The organism is Pseudomonas fuscovaginae SE-1, from assembly GCF_000364705.1.
Taxonomy (GTDB): domain Bacteria; phylum Pseudomonadota; class Gammaproteobacteria; order Pseudomonadales; family Pseudomonadaceae; genus Aquipseudomonas; species Aquipseudomonas fuscovaginae_A.
In genome coordinates, this window is sequence record NZ_AQOH01000287.1 from 41435 (window position 1) to 58246 (window position 16812).

9 protein-coding genes are annotated in these 16812 nt (G+C 63.2%); 6 read left to right on the forward strand and 3 right to left on the reverse strand.

Features of this window, described 5'->3' with window-relative positions; genetic code table 11:
- Positions 1 to 145: 145 nt before the first annotated feature.
- A complete protein-coding gene (locus tag K675_RS0123075; RefSeq protein ID WP_017905833.1) occupies positions 146 to 2437 on the reverse strand; it encodes a fatty acid cis/trans isomerase in 2292 nt (763 codons plus the stop codon).
- 153 nt (positions 2438 to 2590) lie between these two features.
- Here K675_RS0123075 and metH point away from each other — a divergent pair, with 153 nt between their 5' ends.
- The 4 genes from metH (at position 2591) to K675_RS0123100 (ending at position 9394) form a co-directional block, all read left to right on the forward strand.
- Entirely contained in the window at positions 2591 to 6301 is a 3711-nt protein-coding gene (metH, locus tag K675_RS0123080; RefSeq protein ID WP_017905834.1) for a methionine synthase, read from the forward strand.
- A gap of 201 nt (positions 6302 to 6502) precedes the next feature.
- Positions 6503 to 6721, forward strand: a complete 219-nt coding sequence (locus K675_RS0123085; protein WP_017905835.1) for a DUF2970 domain-containing protein — start codon at positions 6503 to 6505, stop codon at positions 6719 to 6721.
- 536 nt (positions 6722 to 7257) lie between these two features.
- Entirely contained in the window at positions 7258 to 8916 is a 1659-nt protein-coding gene (locus K675_RS0123095; RefSeq protein WP_017905838.1) for a nitrite/sulfite reductase, read from the forward strand.
- Positions 8900 to 9394 carry a DUF934 domain-containing protein gene (locus K675_RS0123100; protein ID WP_017905839.1) on the forward strand — a complete coding sequence of 165 codons (495 nt, stop codon included), beginning with the start codon at positions 8900 to 8902 and terminating at the stop codon, positions 9392 to 9394. The genes K675_RS0123095 and K675_RS0123100 overlap by 17 nt, the downstream gene beginning before the upstream one ends.
- Before the next feature lie 116 nt (positions 9395 to 9510).
- Here the strand turns inward: K675_RS0123100 and K675_RS0123105 are convergent, their stop codons facing one another.
- Positions 9511 to 14349: an NEL-type E3 ubiquitin ligase domain-containing protein gene (locus tag K675_RS0123105; RefSeq protein ID WP_017905840.1), complete on the reverse strand. Its 4839-nt coding sequence runs from the start codon at positions 14347 to 14349 to the stop codon at positions 9511 to 9513.
- Between the two features lie 113 nt (positions 14350 to 14462).
- Entirely contained in the window at positions 14463 to 15494 is a 1032-nt protein-coding gene (gene sohB / locus K675_RS0123110; protein WP_017905841.1) for a protease SohB, read from the reverse strand.
- 207 nt (positions 15495 to 15701) lie between these two features.
- Here sohB and K675_RS0123115 point away from each other — a divergent pair, with 207 nt between their 5' ends.
- Complete coding sequence (locus K675_RS0123115) at positions 15702 to 16412, forward strand: histidine phosphatase family protein (protein WP_017905842.1); 711 nt, start codon at positions 15702 to 15704, stop codon at positions 16410 to 16412.
- A gap of 57 nt (positions 16413 to 16469) precedes the next feature.
- Positions 16470 to 16787: an SCP2 sterol-binding domain-containing protein gene (locus K675_RS0123120; RefSeq protein WP_010445728.1), complete on the forward strand. Its 318-nt coding sequence runs from the start codon at positions 16470 to 16472 to the stop codon at positions 16785 to 16787.
- Positions 16788 to 16812 lie beyond the last annotated feature (25 nt).

Consider the following 16812-nt stretch of genomic DNA (forward strand, 5'->3'; position numbering starts at 1 on the left):
CTTGCAGTCGAGCGCGGGCAAGCCCGCTCGCCACATCTAGACATCGATTCGCCACATCTAGACATCAATTCGCCACATCCAACCTTCGCCCGCATCTTCCCCCTATCCGCCCACCGCTCACCACAGCCGTCTCGAAGGCTCCTGCCTACAGGTTCTCGTAGCGGTTCATGTCCAGCACACCGGCATTCACCGGGTCGGTTTCCTTGAGGTACGTCGTCAGGTCGTGGAAATAGAACCAGAACCGCGGATGGCTGCGGCGAATGCCCCAGCGCTGCACGATCCGTTCGAACGCCGCCGCATCCCTGGCCTGCTCCATGGCATCGACGAACGCGGGCACCTGCTCGGCCGGCACGTTGAACATGAAGTTCGGATAGCTGCTCAACACGCCGGGGTAGAGGGTCACGGTATCCAGGCCCGGCTGGTAGCGGTAGGCCTCACCGAGCATGAACGCCACATTACTGTGGGCCCGGTTGCGCAGCAGGCTGTAGACCTCGCGTTTGCCGTCACGGGTCTCGACACGCAGCATCGTCGCCTCCGGCAGTTGGTCGATCACCTTGAGCCCGGCCGCCGGGCGTGAGGTCAGTCGGCTCAGGGATTGCTCGGCCTCCTGCAGCGCCGGGTCGATATTGGGTCGCGAACAGTAGGCACCGTCGCAACGATTGATCGGATCCGGGTGGGCATTGAGATCACCGTAGCGCGTCAGCAACTGCCTGGCGAAGTCGAGTTTCGGGTCCTTGCCATGCAGCTTCAGCGCGCTCGGCTTGCTGTCATCGATACGCTCGTAATCCAGCCACATCTTGATCTTGCCGCTGTTCTGGTACCAGTCGTCGAGGTAGCCATCGCGCGAATCCGCCGGCATGAGGCGCAGGAAGTTCTGCTCGGCGCCGTTACGGATCAGGTCGAAGTACAGCCGGGTCTGCGCCTGATGCGAAACGTTGCCGAACACGTCGAAGTTCACCGCCAACTGGTAATAGGTGCGCTCCAGCAGCGGGTAGTCGAACAGCCACATCGTCTGCGGCACCTCACCGATCAGGCCCTTGGTCACGGTGGCGCTGTCGAAGTGACGGAAGATGCTCAGCAAGGCATTGTCGTTGCCGGCCCACAGGGTCGACCAGCTGGGCGCCGGCGCGGCGGCATAGGCCTCGCGGCGCAACGACTCGTATTCGTTGCGCTTGTCGCGGTAGGCCAGCCACAGGCTCAACACGCTGCCGACATCATCGTTCTGCCCGGGCATCGCCAGCAGCGGCGTGGCCTTGCCGCGATAGCTGGGGTCGGTGACATACAGGTCATGCTCCGGCGCCTGGAACAGTGCCCAGAAGTTGTCGCGGATCACGTCGGTGGCGATCTGCCCGCGGCAGACCGGCCCCCGGATGAAGGTGTCGACGAAGTACTCGGCGTTATCGAGCATGAACTGATAGCGCGCCGCCGCCGGGATCGCCTCGAAGGTCTCGAACGGATTGGCCCGGCGCTGCGGGCCATAGCCCGGCAAGGCGCTGACCTGCCAGTTGCCGCTGTAGAACAGGGTCTTGATCCGCGCCATCTTCGCCGCATCGAGGGCATAAGTGATGTGGGTCTTGTGGACGATCGCCCCCTGCACCGGCCAGAGGCGATAGTAGACCTGGGTCCCGGGATCGTCGTTGGGGCGCCGGGTGCTGATCAGATCGATCGGCTGGCCGCTGGGCGTACGCGAGCGCACCCACTGGTAGAAGTGTCCGGACTCGCCGCCATCGAAATAGATGTGGGCCAGGAACCAGTGCTCGTACAGCCAGCGTGCCACCAGACTTTCCCGGGCTCCCGGGGCGTTGAGCAGGTTTTCCCACTGGTTGATCTGCTGCGCCTCGCGGGCCGTCGGCGCCAGCGGCTGGGCATCCATCGGCGCGCCGAGCGCCAGCCAGGCGCGCAGGGTGTGATACTGGCGGTCGGTCAGGCCGGTGACCGCCAGTGGCATGCCTTCCCTGGGGTGGGCACCGGCATAACTGTCGAACTCCTCGGGCAACGGGCACAAGTTCTGCCGGTTCAGGCCCAGCACGATGTCGTCCGGCAACTTGGCATTGGGCTGCAACGGCGTACGGTGCCCCAGCTCCAGCATGCGCGCCATCAGCGCCGCCTGGCTGCCCTGGGCATCGAGCACCGAATAGAAGTTCTTCTGCCGCCATTGCAGTGGGGTCTGGGCATCGATGTACAGCCGAGTCGGCTCGAGCGCCTTGCTGCGGTCACCGTCGTAGACCGGCAGCTTCGAGGCGCCCCGTGCCGCACCTTCGGCACTGCCCAGATTGAGCTGGCAGGCCGAGTCGTAGCAGGCATGACAGGCCACGCATTTCTCGGTGAAGATCGGCTGGATATCACGGGTATAGGAAATCGCAGGGGCCGGGCTTTGCGCCTGAGTGGTATAGCTGAACAGCAGCAGTAAGAAAACACTGACAAGGCGGAGCGACATATCCCTGGTCCTGAAAGAAAAAACGCGCTGATTCTACCCTGTCGCCAAGGTTTCAACATGAGTGATTTTCATGGAAAAGCCCGACATGCTCTCAAAGCGTACAGCTTTGCTATCATCCCGGCTCTTTCTGTGTCCGTCTTTTCAGGTAGTCCCATGTCCGACCGCAGCGCTCGCCTCAACGCTCTCCAGCAGGCCCTCAAAGAACGCATCCTGATGCTTGATGGCGGCATGGGCACCATGATCCAGAGCTACAAGCTCGAGGAAGAGGATTATCGCGGCAAGCGCTTCGCCGACTGGCCGAGTGACGTGAAGGGCAACAACGACCTGCTGGTCATCACCCGCCCGGACGTGATCGGCTCGATCGAGAAGGCCTACCTGGATGCCGGCGCAGACATCCTGGAAACCAACACTTTCAACGCCACCCGTGTCTCCCAGGCCGACTACGGCATGGAAGAGCTGGTCTACGAATTGAACGTGGAAGGCGCACGCCTGGCCCGCCAGGTGGCCGACGCGAAAACCCTGGAAACCCCGGACCGGCCACGTTTCGTCGCTGGCGTGCTCGGCCCGACCAGCCGGACCTGCTCACTGTCGCCGGACGTGAACAACCCCGGTTACCGCAACGTCACCTTCGACGAACTGGTGGAGAACTACACCGAGGCCACCCGTGGCCTGATCGAAGGCGGCTCGGACCTGATCCTGATCGAAACCATCTTCGACACCCTTAACGCCAAGGCGGCGATCTTCGCCGTGCAGGGCGTGTTCGAGGAACTGGGCTTCGAACTGCCGATCATGATCTCCGGCACCATCACCGACGCCTCCGGCCGCACCCTGTCGGGCCAGACCACCGAAGCCTTCTGGAACTCCGTGGCCCACGCCAAGCCGATTTCGGTCGGCCTGAACTGCGCCCTCGGTGCCAGCGAGCTGCGTCCTTATCTGGAAGAGCTGTCGGACAAGGCCAGCACCCACGTTTCCGCGCACCCCAACGCCGGTCTGCCGAACGAATTCGGCGAGTACGACGAGCTGCCCGAGGAAATGGCCAAGGTGGTCGAGGAGTTCGCCCAGAGCGGCTTCCTGAATATCGTCGGCGGCTGCTGCGGCACCACCCCGGCGCACATCGCGGCCATCGCCAAGGCGGTCTCGGCCTACCAGCCGCGGGTCATCCCGGACATTCCCAAGGCCTGCCGCCTGTCCGGCCTGGAGCCTTTCACCATCGATCGCCAGTCGTTGTTCGTCAACGTCGGCGAGCGGACCAACATCACCGGTTCCGCCAAGTTCGCCCGGCTGATCCGCGAAGAGAACTACACCGAGGCCCTCGAAGTCGCCCTGCAGCAGGTGGAAGCCGGCGCCCAGGTGATCGACATCAACATGGACGAAGGCATGCTCGACTCGAAGAAGGCGATGGTCACCTTCCTCAACCTGATCGCCAGCGAGCCGGACATTTCCCGTGTGCCGATCATGATCGACTCCTCCAAGTGGGACGTGATCGAGGCCGGCCTCAAGTGCATCCAGGGCAAGGGTATCGTCAACTCCATCAGCATGAAGGAAGGCGTCGAGCAGTTCATTCATCACGCCAGGCTGTGCAAGCGCTACGGCGCCGCCGTGGTGGTGATGGCCTTCGACGAGGTCGGCCAGGCCGATACCGAGGCGCGCAAGAAGGAAATCTGCAAGCGTTCCTACGATATCCTGGTCAACGAGGTGGGCTTCCCGCCGGAAGACATCATCTTCGACCCGAACATCTTCGCCGTGGCCACCGGTATCGAGGAGCACAACAACTACGCGGTCGACTTCATCAACGCCTGCGCCTACATCCGTGACGAGTTGCCCTACGCCCTGAGCAGCGGCGGCGTGTCCAACGTGTCGTTCTCGTTCCGCGGCAACAACCCGGTACGCGAGGCCATTCACTCGGTGTTCCTGCTGTACGCGATCCGCGCCGGCCTGACCATGGGGATCGTCAACGCCGGCCAACTGGAGATCTACGACCAGATCCCGCTGGAACTGCGCAACGCGGTGGAGGACGTGATCCTCAACCGCACCCCGGAAGGCACCGACGCCCTCCTCGCCATTGCCGACAACTACAAGGGCGACGGCGCCACCAAGGAAGCCGAAACCGAGGAATGGCGCGGCTGGGACGTCAACAGGCGCCTGGAGCACGCCCTGGTCAAGGGCATTACCACCCATATCGTCGAGGACACCGAGCAATCGCGCCTGTCCTTCGCCCGCCCGATCGAGGTGATCGAAGGCCCGCTGATGGCCGGCATGAACATCGTGGGCGACCTGTTCGGCGCCGGCAAGATGTTCCTGCCCCAGGTGGTGAAGTCCGCCCGGGTGATGAAACAGGCGGTGGCGCACCTGATTCCGTTCATCGAACTGGAGAAAGGCGACAAGCCGCAAGCCAAGGGCAAGATCCTCATGGCCACGGTCAAGGGCGACGTGCACGACATCGGCAAGAACATCGTCGGCGTGGTCCTGGGCTGTAACGGCTACGACATCGTCGACCTCGGCGTGATGGTCCCGGCGGAGAAGATCCTGCAGGTGGCCCGTGAAGAGAAATGCGACATCATCGGTCTGTCCGGGCTGATCACCCCGTCGCTGGACGAGATGGTTCACGTCGCCCGGGAAATGCAGCGCCAGGACTTCCACCTGCCACTGATGATCGGCGGCGCGACCACCTCCAAGGCGCACACCGCGGTGAAGATCGAACCGCGCTACAGCAATGACGCCGTGGTCTATGTCACCGACGCCTCCCGCGCCGTCGGCGTGGCGACCCAACTGCTGTCCGAGGAGCTCAAGGCCGGTTTCGTCCAGCGCACCCGCGAAGAATACGTCGAAGTGCGCGAGCGCACCGCCAACCGCAGCGCCCGCACCGAGCGCCTGAGCTACGCCGCTGCGATCGCGAAGAAGCCGCAGTTCGACTGGAGCGACTACCAGCCGGTCAAACCGACCTTCACCGGTACCCGGGTGCTGAACAATATCGACCTGCGCACCCTGGCCGAGTACATCGACTGGACACCGTTCTTCATTTCCTGGGACCTGGCCGGCAAGTTCCCGCGCATCCTCGAAGATGAAGTGGTCGGCGAAGCCGCCACCGCGCTATACAAGGATGCCCGCGAGATGCTCGACAAGCTGATCGACGAGAAGCTGATCAGCGCCCGTGCCGTGTTCGGCTTCTGGCCGGCCAACCAGGTGCAGGACGACGACATCCAGCTGTATGGCGAGGACGGCCAGCCACTGGCCAGGCTGCATCACCTGCGCCAGCAGATCATCAAGACCGACGGCAAACCGAACTTCTCCCTGGCCGACTTCGTTGCCCCACAAGGCAGCGGCCTCACCGACTACGTCGGCGGCTTCATCACCACCGCCGGCATCGGCGCCGAGGAAGTCGCCAAGGCCTACCAGGACAAGGGCGACGACTACAACTCGATCATGGTCAAGGCGCTGGCCGACCGCCTGGCCGAAGCCTGCGCCGAGTGGCTGCACGAACAGGTGCGCAAGGAGCACTGGGGGTACGCCAAGGACGAGCAGTTGGACAACGAGGCGTTGATCAAGGAGCAGTACAGCGGTATCCGTCCTGCCCCCGGCTACCCGGCCTGTCCGGACCACACCGAAAAGGCCACCCTGTTCAGCCTGCTGGACCCCGAGGCCAGCGAAGGCCGCGCCGGGCGCAGCGGCGTGTTCCTCACCGAGCACTACGCGATGTTCCCGGCGGCGGCGGTCAGCGGCTGGTACTTCGCCCATCCACAGGCGCAGTACTTCGCGGTGGGCAAGGTCGACAAGGACCAGGTCGAAAGCTACACCGCCCGCAAGGGCCAGGAACTGGCCGTCAGCGAGCGCTGGCTGGCGCCGAACCTGGGCTACGACAACTGATATCACCTCCTGCAATAAGCGGGCTTGCCCGCGGTGGGGCGCCTCTGGCGCCCCTGAAACCTGCCATCGTGATTGCCTGTCAGTCACGAGCCCGGGGCCGATCTTTCCCACGCTCCAGCGTGGGAATGCCTCACCGGGCGCTCTGCGCCCACCCTGGAAATTGTCTATGCTCTGCACACTGGGACCCGTGTGGAGGATACTATGGACGATCCTATCGATAACAAGCCACCGACCTTCTGGCAGATGCTGCACAGCGTCATGGCTGCCGCCTTCGGCGTGCAGAGCGGGAAAAACCGCGCCCGCGACTTCACCCACGGCAAGCCCGGCCATTTCGTGATCCTGGGCATCCTGTTCACCGCGGTGTTCGCCTTGACCCTGCTCGGTATCGTCAAGCTGGTGCTGCACTTCGCCGGTGTCTGATCCGGACGCGACTTCGCGGCTCCCCGCTCCTTCGGGGAACCGCGCGCTGCCGCCTCTACCGCCCCCCTGTCATTCCTGAGCCCCACGACGACTGCACACAGCTCCGGGAACGACGTTCAGTTCAGGCCGGGCCAGACGGCCCGGTCACTGATGGCTGACCCAGAACACCGCCGTGACCACCACCAGGATGATCAGGAACAGGATGGCCCAGGCATCGACCGCGCTGTCGCTTTTCCTTGTCTTGGTTGGATTGCTCATCGCATCGCCTCTTGTAGATTTTGTCGGTGATTGCTCGAAGACTCATCGACAGTTAAGACCACAATTGTCCCCATCACAACCAGGGGCTTTGCGGCTTGGCGGCGCATATCGATTTTGGTTATGTTCATATTCAAAAACATCATTTTTGCACATAACCGCAAACTGCTATCTTGCGCCGGCTCCCCCGGGAGTGCGCGGCCGTGCGCGCGGAATTGTTCAGGTCTGGCGAGGGCGCCCCGCCTTGCGGCAGACCTATAAAGCCTGAAAACAGGATCAATATGTACGTATACGACGAGTACGATCAGCGAATCATCGAGGACCGCGTCAAGCAGTTCCGTGATCAGACCCGACGCTATCTGGCGGGCGAACTGAGCGAAGAAGAGTTCCGCCCCCTGCGCCTGCAAAATGGCCTCTACATCCAGCGCTTCGCGCCGATGCTGCGGGTCGCCGTGCCCTACGGCCAACTGACTTCGCGCCAGACGCGAATGTTGGCCAAGATCGCCCGCGACTATGACAAGGGCTACGCCCACATCAGTACCCGGCAGAACGTCCAGTTCAACTGGCCGGCACTGGAAGACGTTCCGGATATCCTCGCGGAACTCGCCACCGTGCAGATGCACGCGATCCAGACCAGTGGCAACTGCCTGCGCAACGTGACCACCGACCAGTTCGCCGGCGTCGCCGCCGACGAGTTGATCGACCCCCGCCCGTGGTGCGAAATCGTCCGTCAGTGGACCACCTTCCACCCGGAATTCGCCTACCTGCCGCGCAAGTTCAAGATCGCCATCAACGGTTCGAGCTCCGACCGTGCGGCCATCGAAGTCCACGACATCGGCCTGGAAGCCGTCCGCAACGCCGCCGGCGAGCTGGGCTTCCGCGTGCTGGTCGGTGGCGGCCTGGGCCGTACCCCGGTGGTCGGTGCCTTCATCAACGAGTTCCTGCCGTGGCAGGACCTGTTGAGCTACCTCGATGCCATCCTGCGTGTGTACAACCGCTATGGCCGTCGTGACAACAAGTACAAGGCGCGCATCAAGATCCTGGTCAAGGCCCTGACCCCGGAAGTCTTCGCCGAGAAGGTCGAGGCCGAAATGGTCCACCTGCGTGGCGGCCAGACCACCCTGACCGAAGCCGAAGTCCAGCGGATCGCCAAGCACTTCGTCGGCCCCGACTACAAGTCCCTGGTAGATCAGAGCGCCGAGCTGGCCGCACTCGACCAGCAGCACCCGGGTTTTGCCCGCTGGCGCGCACGCAACACCCTCGCGCACAAGAAGCCGGGTTATGTCGCCGTGACCCTGTCGTTGAAACCGACCGGCGTTGCCCCGGGCGACGTCACCGACAAGCAGTTCGACGCGATCTCCGATCTCGCCGATCGCTACAGTTTCGGCCAGTTGCGCACCTCCCACGAGCAGAACATCATTCTCGCCGACGTCGAGCAGAGCAAGCTGTTCGAACTGTGGGGCGAACTGCGCGAGTATGGTTTCGCCACGCCGAACATCGGCCTGCTGACCGACATCATCTGCTGCCCGGGCGGTGACTTCTGCTCCCTGGCCAACGCCAAGTCGATCCCGATCGCCGAGTCGATCCAGCGCCGTTTCGACGACCTGGACTACCTGTTCGACATCGGCGAACTGGACCTGAACATCTCCGGCTGCATGAACGCCTGCGGTCACCACCACGTTGGTCATATCGGCATTCTCGGGGTGGACAAGAAAGGTGAAGAGTTCTACCAGGTCTCCCTCGGCGGCAGCGCCAGCCGCGACGCCAGCCTGGGCAAGATCCTCGGCCCGTCCTTCGCCCAGGACGACATGCCCGACGTGATCTCGAAGCTGATCGACGTGTACGTGGAACAACGTACCGAAGACGAGCGCTTCATCGACACCTACCAACGTATCGGCATCGACCTCTTCAAGGAACGCGTCTATGCAGCGAATCATTAAGAACAACGAGGTGGTCGACGAGACCTGGCACCTGCTGCCCAAGGACGCGACCCTCGACGGTATCACCAACTGCGACGACCTGATCGTCCCGCTGGCCCTGTGGCGCGACCACGGCCACGCCCTCAAGGCCCGCGACGGCGGCCTGGGCGTGTGGCTGGACGCCGACGAGGAAGCCGAAGAAATTGGTGACGACGTCAAACATTTCCAGGTGATCGCCCTGAACTTCCCGGCCTTCACCGACGGACGCAACTACTCCAACGCCCGCCTGCTGCGCGACCGCTACGGCTTCAAGGGTGAACTGCGGGCGATCGGCGACGTGCTGCGCGACCAGTTGTTCTACCTGAGCCGCTGCGGTTTCGATGCTTTCGCCCTGCGTGCGGACAAGGACCCCTACGAAGCCCTGGAAAGCCTCAAGGACTTCTCGGTGACCTACCAGGCCGCCACCGACGAACCGCTGCCGCTGTTCCGTCGTCGCTGAAACACCCAGGTCCGGGCTCACTGAGCCCGGATCCGTCCTCCCCGATACCTGCCTGTCGCAAAACCCGGTTTTTGTATCTTTCGCGGATGAATCCGGCTCCCACAATCCCCCCTCTGTTACAGCTGGGTTTCGGGCGTTCGCTGCAGTATCTCCCTGGTCAGTTTTTCCAGTTCTTCGCGCTGCTCGTCACGCCAGGCCCTGAGTTCGTCGCCCATCTGCGCCTCCAGTTCGACATCGATGAATTCGTGCCAGGCGGGATCACGGCGACTGGTGCGGCGGGCATCGAGCGCCTGCACCGCGGCCTGGTGCCGATTGCCGATCGCCTCGAGGCGCTCGGGATAACGGTACCTCAGGTGGTCGCTCCAGAACTCGCGGGCCACCAGGGCCCGAACATAGTTCGGGGTGGTCTCCCGGTCGAGTACCTTGAGGTAGGCCGCATCCAGCGCCTCTTGCGTCACCTTGGCCAACTCGGTGAAGGTCATGTGGGTGGGTTGTCCCGGCAATCCGAGTCGGCTGGCCAGGCCGATACGATAGGCCAGCCGGACCTCCAGCGGGTCGACATGCGCCGCCGCGCCCTTGAGTCGCGCCTCGATATCGGCCTGCGCCAGGGCTTCGACCTGATCCAGGCGCCATAGCCCCCGGGCCAGCTTCAACAGGTTCGACTCGATGAGTGCCGGGCTGTCAGCCGCCATGACCCTGGCCTGGAAGACCAGGGTGCGGACCTCCATGTCACTGAAGATCAGTTCCGCACCATCGGAACAGGTCTGCGGCTGGGACGCCGCGACGAACAGTTCTTCGCGCAGGTCGGTGTACTGGCTGGCGGCGTCCAGCACCTGCCAGACCCGCGTGCTCAAGGCCTGCCGCGCCTCACGATACTCGGCCGTGGCACTCAGGTCGGCCAGCAGGCGGAAAAAGTCCTCTCCCCCGCGCTCCCGGAACAAGGCCCGCCACTGCTGCTCTTTCTGCGCCACCTGCCCCTGCGCCAGGCCCTCGCTCCAGCGGTCATACTCCTTGAGTGATGGCGTGCGGCGAAACACATGGGTACGCCGCCGGGCTGGCGTATCGATACCGAAGTTGATCCCGGTCTGCTGTTCGTAACGCTCCAGGCGCTGCATGTCCGCGGTCGACAACGGCGGGTTGTCGTGGAGGTGGATCGCCCGGTTGATGCTGGTCGGGTTGGCATAGATGGACTCGGGAATCGTCGCGATCCGGTTGTCGCGCAGGTCGAGCAACTGCAGGCGACGCGCCTGCGACAACCCCGTGGGCCACTGATCGATGCCGGTATGGCGCAACAACAGGTGCTCCAGGGCGGGCATGTCGCTGACATCCGGCGGCAACACCAGCGGGTTGTCCGAGAGGTTCAGGAACCTCAACCGGGTCAGTCCGGCCAGAAGGCTGCGAGCCTGGGTATTCATCACGACCCGGTTGCCCGGCACGTGCAGGTGGACCAGTTCGGACATCTGCGCCAGCGCCGACGGCAGGCTGTCGAGATGGTTGAACCCCATCGACAACCAGCGCAACTGGCGGAAGTGGGCCAGAAACGACAGTTCGGTACTGCTGACGCCCATGTCATTCATGAACAGAAAGCCCACGTGGCTGAAATCGGCCGTGATCGGTGGCAGGTCGCCAATACGCATGCCCAGCAGATCCAACTCATGGAAGTACTGGGCCCCCAGCCGATTGCGTGGCGACTGCCGACGCCAACAGGCCAGGATCGCTTCGGCCACCCGCTGCTTGTTGTCCATGACCACGGGAGCCACCTGCAGGCTGCCGCGCACCCGCCGCCAGGTCCGGCGCTGCACCCAGCTGTCGAGGGTGGCGAACAAGGTTTCATACTCCTCACGCCGTCGTTCGAGCTCCACCAGGCAGGCCGGTTCGGAAAGATCGAGCGAGGCAATGAACGTATGGACCTCCTCGTCGGAAAACCCCGGGTACAACCCACGGACCCGCTGTGTGAGGCGCGCGGAGTAGCCGAGCACCGCCCCACCGTCGCTCAGGGGGTAGCCGATACGCCCCGTGGCCAGGCGCATGGGTGGCCTGAACCGGTGATTGAACGGCGCCAGCCCCAGCACACGCTGGCCAACCTCGGGATCGCGGGTGATCCGGCGCACCGCTTCATCCCTGAACCAGTCGCCATCGACGCTCGCTCCAGGGGCGAGGCTCTCGCGCAGCGGTTGCGGCAAGGCCAGGGCCAACGCATCGAAAATGTCCTGTGCCGTCCCCAGAATCGTTCCTTCACGATCGAGCACGGTATATTGATGGCCCATCTTGAACAGCACCCGGAAGGTCGACGCCTGCATCGGCCCCACCGCCTCGACCGCATTGCTGAGGATCCGCTGCCTGCGCAACTCTATGCGCACGCTCTTCGGCCAGCCGGGTAGCAGCTCGAGCGCATGCAGCGCCAGGCGATCGGCCTGCACGTCCTCATTGGCCGACAGATACCAGCTTTCACAGACCCGATTGAGCCTGAGTTGCTTGAGGTACCAGCGAGCCTCCTCGGCCAGGCGCAACGGCACCCGCTCCTTCAGTTGCTCCAGCTCCGCGCCATTGGCATGAGCGATCAGTTCTTTGGCGACGCTGGTGGGCAGACCGGGAAAGCTCTCCAGCAGGCGCTTTTCGACGGCGTCGTCGGTGATCTCGCTGGCCTCGTACAAGCTGTCGAACAACCACTGCCGGCGCTGCTCGGCCGCTTGCCGCAGGCGTTGGGCCAGCACCCTGCTGCGCTCGGCCCGCTCGGGCATTTCGGCGCCCAGCAGATCAAGACGCTCCGACTCGCTCAGCATGCTCCAGGACAGGTTCAGTACATCACCCGACTTGAGTTGCGCCTCGCTGATCTGCAACGACGAGAATTGCTCCGAGGTGCGCACGCCATATTCCTGCAGGATGTCACCCTGGGCATTGAACAGATGGATGACGCGGTTACGCGGCCAGCCGGGCAATGACGTCAGCAGCCGCAGGCGCAGATCGCCCCACTCCAGGGTCCGCGCCCGTGTGGCCGACGCATTGTCGATGAACTGCTCGATGCTCTGGTCGATCCTGAAGCGCTTGAGGGTATCGAGCAGCAGCGCCGGCGGACGCTGGTTGTCCACCAGGGACCGGCGCAAGGCATCCGTCTGGCTGCCATACAATTGCCGCACGTGCTGCAGGATGCGCCCGCCAAGCCCCGCTACCGGTCGCCCGAGAGACTGGAACAGTTGCATCGCGGTCCATTCTGCCGGCTGGGCATGCAACGTTTGCCAGGTACCGATGCCATTGTGTTTCAAGGCGGGCGCATGGAAGGCAGCACCACCTGGGTGCTCGATTCGCCAGCATCGCTGCCGGTGATCGTAAGCGACCCTGTAGAACTTTCCTTCCAGTCGCAGATAATGCCTGCTCTCGAAGACATGGAACCCGGAGTCGTCGGGCGTCACCTCCTCCGGCAAGCGGGTACCTCGCACATAGGGGGTCAGGTCGGTGCTCCACAGTTGCCTGCGCCCCTCGACCTCGACCGGAACCAGGGAATCCACCGAGGGCGCCACGCTGATCGACTTGAACAACGCCCGGCCCCCACGTATCGCCAACGTTCCTGCGGCGAACATGGCGACGTTTTCCGCCACATCCATCAGGTAGTCGAGCGCTTCGCGCCTGTGCCCCAGGTGCCAGGCCTGCAAGCCGTTGTAGACGTCCCCGACCAGCTTCACCACGGTCGCTGCCAGGATGACCTCGCCGATCAGCGGCACGAACGACAGGGCCAGGGTCAGCACGTTCAGGCCAGCCTCGATATAGGCATCCTGCCGTGCCTGCCTGACCCGCGCATCGACATCGGCGGTGGGCACCACCAACTGCCGCGCATGAACCTTGATCTGCTGGTAGCGCAGTTGATGAAAGCTCTTGAATACATCCCCTTCGACCGGGATCTCCCGCAATTCGACGTAGCGCACGGGAGCTCCCATGGGCGAGGCGAAGCGCCTGAAGGTGATTCGAGTGTCGATGGTGCGCAGGAAACGCAAGCGATGTTCCGGGTGAATGAAACGGCTGAAGAAGTCCCTGTAACCCTGATCATGCAGCTTCAGGGCCAGGTCATGTTCAAGGGACAGGAAACTCTTGTAGTGCCTGACAGGCGCCTCCGGGTCGCCCGGTATGTAGGCAATACAGGGAGCGAACGCATCCCCCGAGAGTTTCGCCCCGATCACCAGCCAGCCGCTGGATTCGATGTCGAACAGCTTCATGCGACTGCAACGAACCTTTTCCCCGTCCAGCTTCAGCTCCGTATCGCCATTGGCCAGTCGTGTCAGCAGGTCATGCACCGCCACTGATATCGCACCTTTCATGCAGGCGATATCGGCACTGATCATCAGTGCGCGCCTGTCATAGTCGTGAAAACACCGCTCGACCGGGGACAGGCCGCTCGCGGTGGGCGGCTCGGCGGGTTTGAAGACACTGTCGATATGTGCCTGGTACAGCCCACCGAGGTCCAGGTCGCGACAGAGTCTGGCGAAAATCTCCGGCGCGAGGATCAACCGCCGCCCGGGTATGGGCCCGGGGAAGCGGATGACGCTCCTGTCCTCGAGCGCTCCCGGCTCGGTTTCGTCGGCCTCGAAATTCTGCAGGGCCGCCTCCAGCAGCGTTTGCCGCTGCACGAAGGTGTAGAGCTTGCTCTCGAAAATGCTCAGCAGATAGGTCGAGTCGACCCTGATGAACTGGGCATGATCCACATCCAGGCCAGGGTTGAGGTGTTTTTCCAGGGCCGCGAGCAGCCGGGGCCGACAGAACTGCTCGATACTCCGCAGGCGGCCGAGTATCTGTTGCATTTCATACCGGGAGGTTTCCAGCGCCAGCAGGTGCTCGCGAAAGGTCTGACGCATGGCCGCGCTGGCCTTGTACAACCATTCGGGAATCTTTTCCCTGACCGTGTCGAAGTGCACCCCCAGCTCTGCAGGCGCAGCGCTGTCGACCGTGGAACTTGTTTCTGCCATGACCCTCGTCCTGGAAATCCATTGAAGGCTCCAGCCTATCGAGGGCCTGGTGACAGGGGGGCGTACTTATTGCTGGTACCCTGGCTGCCGGGTGACGGCCAGGGCCAAGGGGGTTACCAGAAGCGCTGGCGGGTCAGACGATGCCAGCCATTGAGCAGCACCCGTTCGAAGGACGCGCTGGCCGCCAGGCCAACGCGCTCCTGCAGGCTCTTGCGCTCGGCGTAGTGCAGGTGGAACAGCTCGGCGGTCTTGGCGCGCTCGGCCAGGTACTCGTCGCTGGTGCGCAGTTCGTCGACCAGTTGCTTGTCCAGCGCGGCGACGCCCAGCCAGACCTCGCCGGTGGCGATTTCGTCGATCGCCAGCTGCGGTCGGTAGCGGGCAACGAAGTTCTTGAACAACTGATGGGTGATGTCCAGGTCCTGCTGGAACTTCTCCCGGCCCTTGTCGGTGTTCTCGCCGAACACGGTCAGGGTGCGCTTGTACTCGCCAGCGGTCAGCACCTCGAAGTCGATATCGTGCTTCTTCAGCAGCTTGTTGACGTTGGGCAGTTGCGCCACCACGCCGATGGAACCGAGCACGGCGAACGGCGCGCTGATGATCTTGTCGCCGATACACGCCATCATGTAGCCGCCACTGGCCGCGACCTTGTCGATGCACACGGTCAGCGGCACCCCGGCCTGGCGGACACGTGCCAGTTGCGAGGAAGCCAGGCCGTAGCTGTGAACCATGCCACCGCCGCTTTCCAGGCGCAGCACCACTTCATCCTTGGGCGTGGCCAGGCTCAACAGCGCGGTGATTTCATGGCGCAGGCTCTCGGTGGCACTGGCCTTCACGTCACCATCGAAGTCCAGCACAAATACCCGGGACTTGGCCTGGGGCTGTTTCTTCTGCTTCTTCTGTTTCTTGTCGTCCTTGCCCTGCTCTCTGCGCAAGGCCTTGAGCTGGTCCTTGTCCAGCAAGGTCTGCTCCAGGCGCTCGCGCAGGCCCTTGTAGAATTCGTTCAGCTTGCTGACCTGCAACTGGCCGGCGGAACGGCGCCGCCCCTTGCTGCGCAACGAAGCCGCCACCACCAGCACCACGATGATCGCGATGACCAGCGTGACAGTCTTGGCCAGAAAACTGGCGTATTCGGAGAAAAACTCCACAGTAGCTCCTTAAAAATCCAGACAGCCCCGGTTCCGGCGGCTTGACGCCACCAAGCATACCGTCGGTACAGCCCTGCGGCCAGCCGCCTTCATCGCGCGATACAAGTCTCTAACAGACATTTCAAACGAGCGTATGTTTTTTCATTGACAGGCATCCGGCATCCTCATAACCTCGTTGGAACTTCAACGTACCGGGATGACGCGGACGTGGGCAGCATCTATCTGATTCGACATGGCCAGGCCTCCTTCGGTGCGGACGACTATGACGTCCTCTCGCCGACCGGCGAGCGCCAGGCGCAGGTTCTCGGCCAGCACCTGGCCGAGCTGGGCCTGGGTTTCGATCGCTGCCTGGCCGGTGACCTGCGCCGCCAGCAGCACACCGCGGAACTGGCCCTGGAACAGTTCGCCCGGGTCGGCATGCCGGTGCCACCGCTGGAGATCGACAGCGCCTTCAATGAGTTCGATGCCGACGCGGTGATCCGCGCCCTGCTGCCGGCCATGCTGCCGGACGAACCCGAGGCCCTGCATATCCTGCGCAACGCCGCGCAGAACCGTGGCGAGTTCCAGCGCATCTTCGCCCTGATCATCGCGCGCTGGCTCGATGGCAGCCACGACCCGGCGGGCCTGGAAAGCTGGCCGGGCTTCGTCGAGCGGGTCAACGGCGGTCTGCAACGGATCCTGGACAGTGCCGACAACACCCAGAAGATCGCCGTGTTCACCTCCGGCGGAACCATCACCGCCCTGCTCCACCTGATTACCCGGATACCCGCCAGGCAGGCTTTCGAGCTGAACTGGCAGATCGTCAACACCTCGCTCAGCCAGCTCAAGTTCCGTGGCCGCGAGGTGGCCCTGGCTTCCTTCAACAGTCAAACCCATTTGCAACTGCTGAAGGCGCCGGAACTCATCACTTTCCGCTGAGTACCGGCCAACCGTGACCCTTGGGGTCGCTGTAATTACCCATAAAAGGATCGAATCATGACCTCTGTAGCTGACGCCGTTGCAAAGATGCAATCCAAGTTCAACCCGGCCGCCGCCGCCGGACTGGACCTGGTTTTCGGTTTTGACATCACCGACGAAAACAAATCCTACGCACTGATCGTCAAGGACGGCACCTGCGCACTGGAAGAAGGCAAGAACGACGACGCCAACGTGACCCTGATCATGGACAGCGAGACCCTGAAGGGCCTGACCACCGGCGAAACCGACGGCATGCAGGCGTTCATGGGCGGCAAGCTGCGCGTCGAGGGCGACATGATGCTGTCGATGAAGCTGAGCGAGCTGTTCCCGGTCTGATACCGCCGGCACCACGCTTCAAGAC

Coding starts and splice junctions, on each gene's coding strand:
- metH (WP_017905834.1), top strand. CDS start 2,591: ATGTCCGACCGCAGCGCTCGCCTCAACGCTCTCCAGCAGGCCCTCAAA.
- K675_RS0123105 (WP_017905840.1), bottom strand. CDS start 14,349: ATGGCAGAAACAAGTTCCACGGTCGACAGCGCTGCGCCTGCAGAGCTG.
- K675_RS0123075 (WP_017905833.1), bottom strand. CDS start 2,437: ATGTCGCTCCGCCTTGTCAGTGTTTTCTTACTGCTGCTGTTCAGCTAT.
- K675_RS0123100 (WP_017905839.1), top strand. CDS start 8,900: ATGCAGCGAATCATTAAGAACAACGAGGTGGTCGACGAGACCTGGCAC.
- K675_RS0123120 (WP_010445728.1), top strand. CDS start 16,470: ATGACCTCTGTAGCTGACGCCGTTGCAAAGATGCAATCCAAGTTCAAC.
- K675_RS0123085 (WP_017905835.1), top strand. CDS start 6,503: ATGGACGATCCTATCGATAACAAGCCACCGACCTTCTGGCAGATGCTG.
- K675_RS0123095 (WP_017905838.1), top strand. CDS start 7,258: ATGTACGTATACGACGAGTACGATCAGCGAATCATCGAGGACCGCGTC.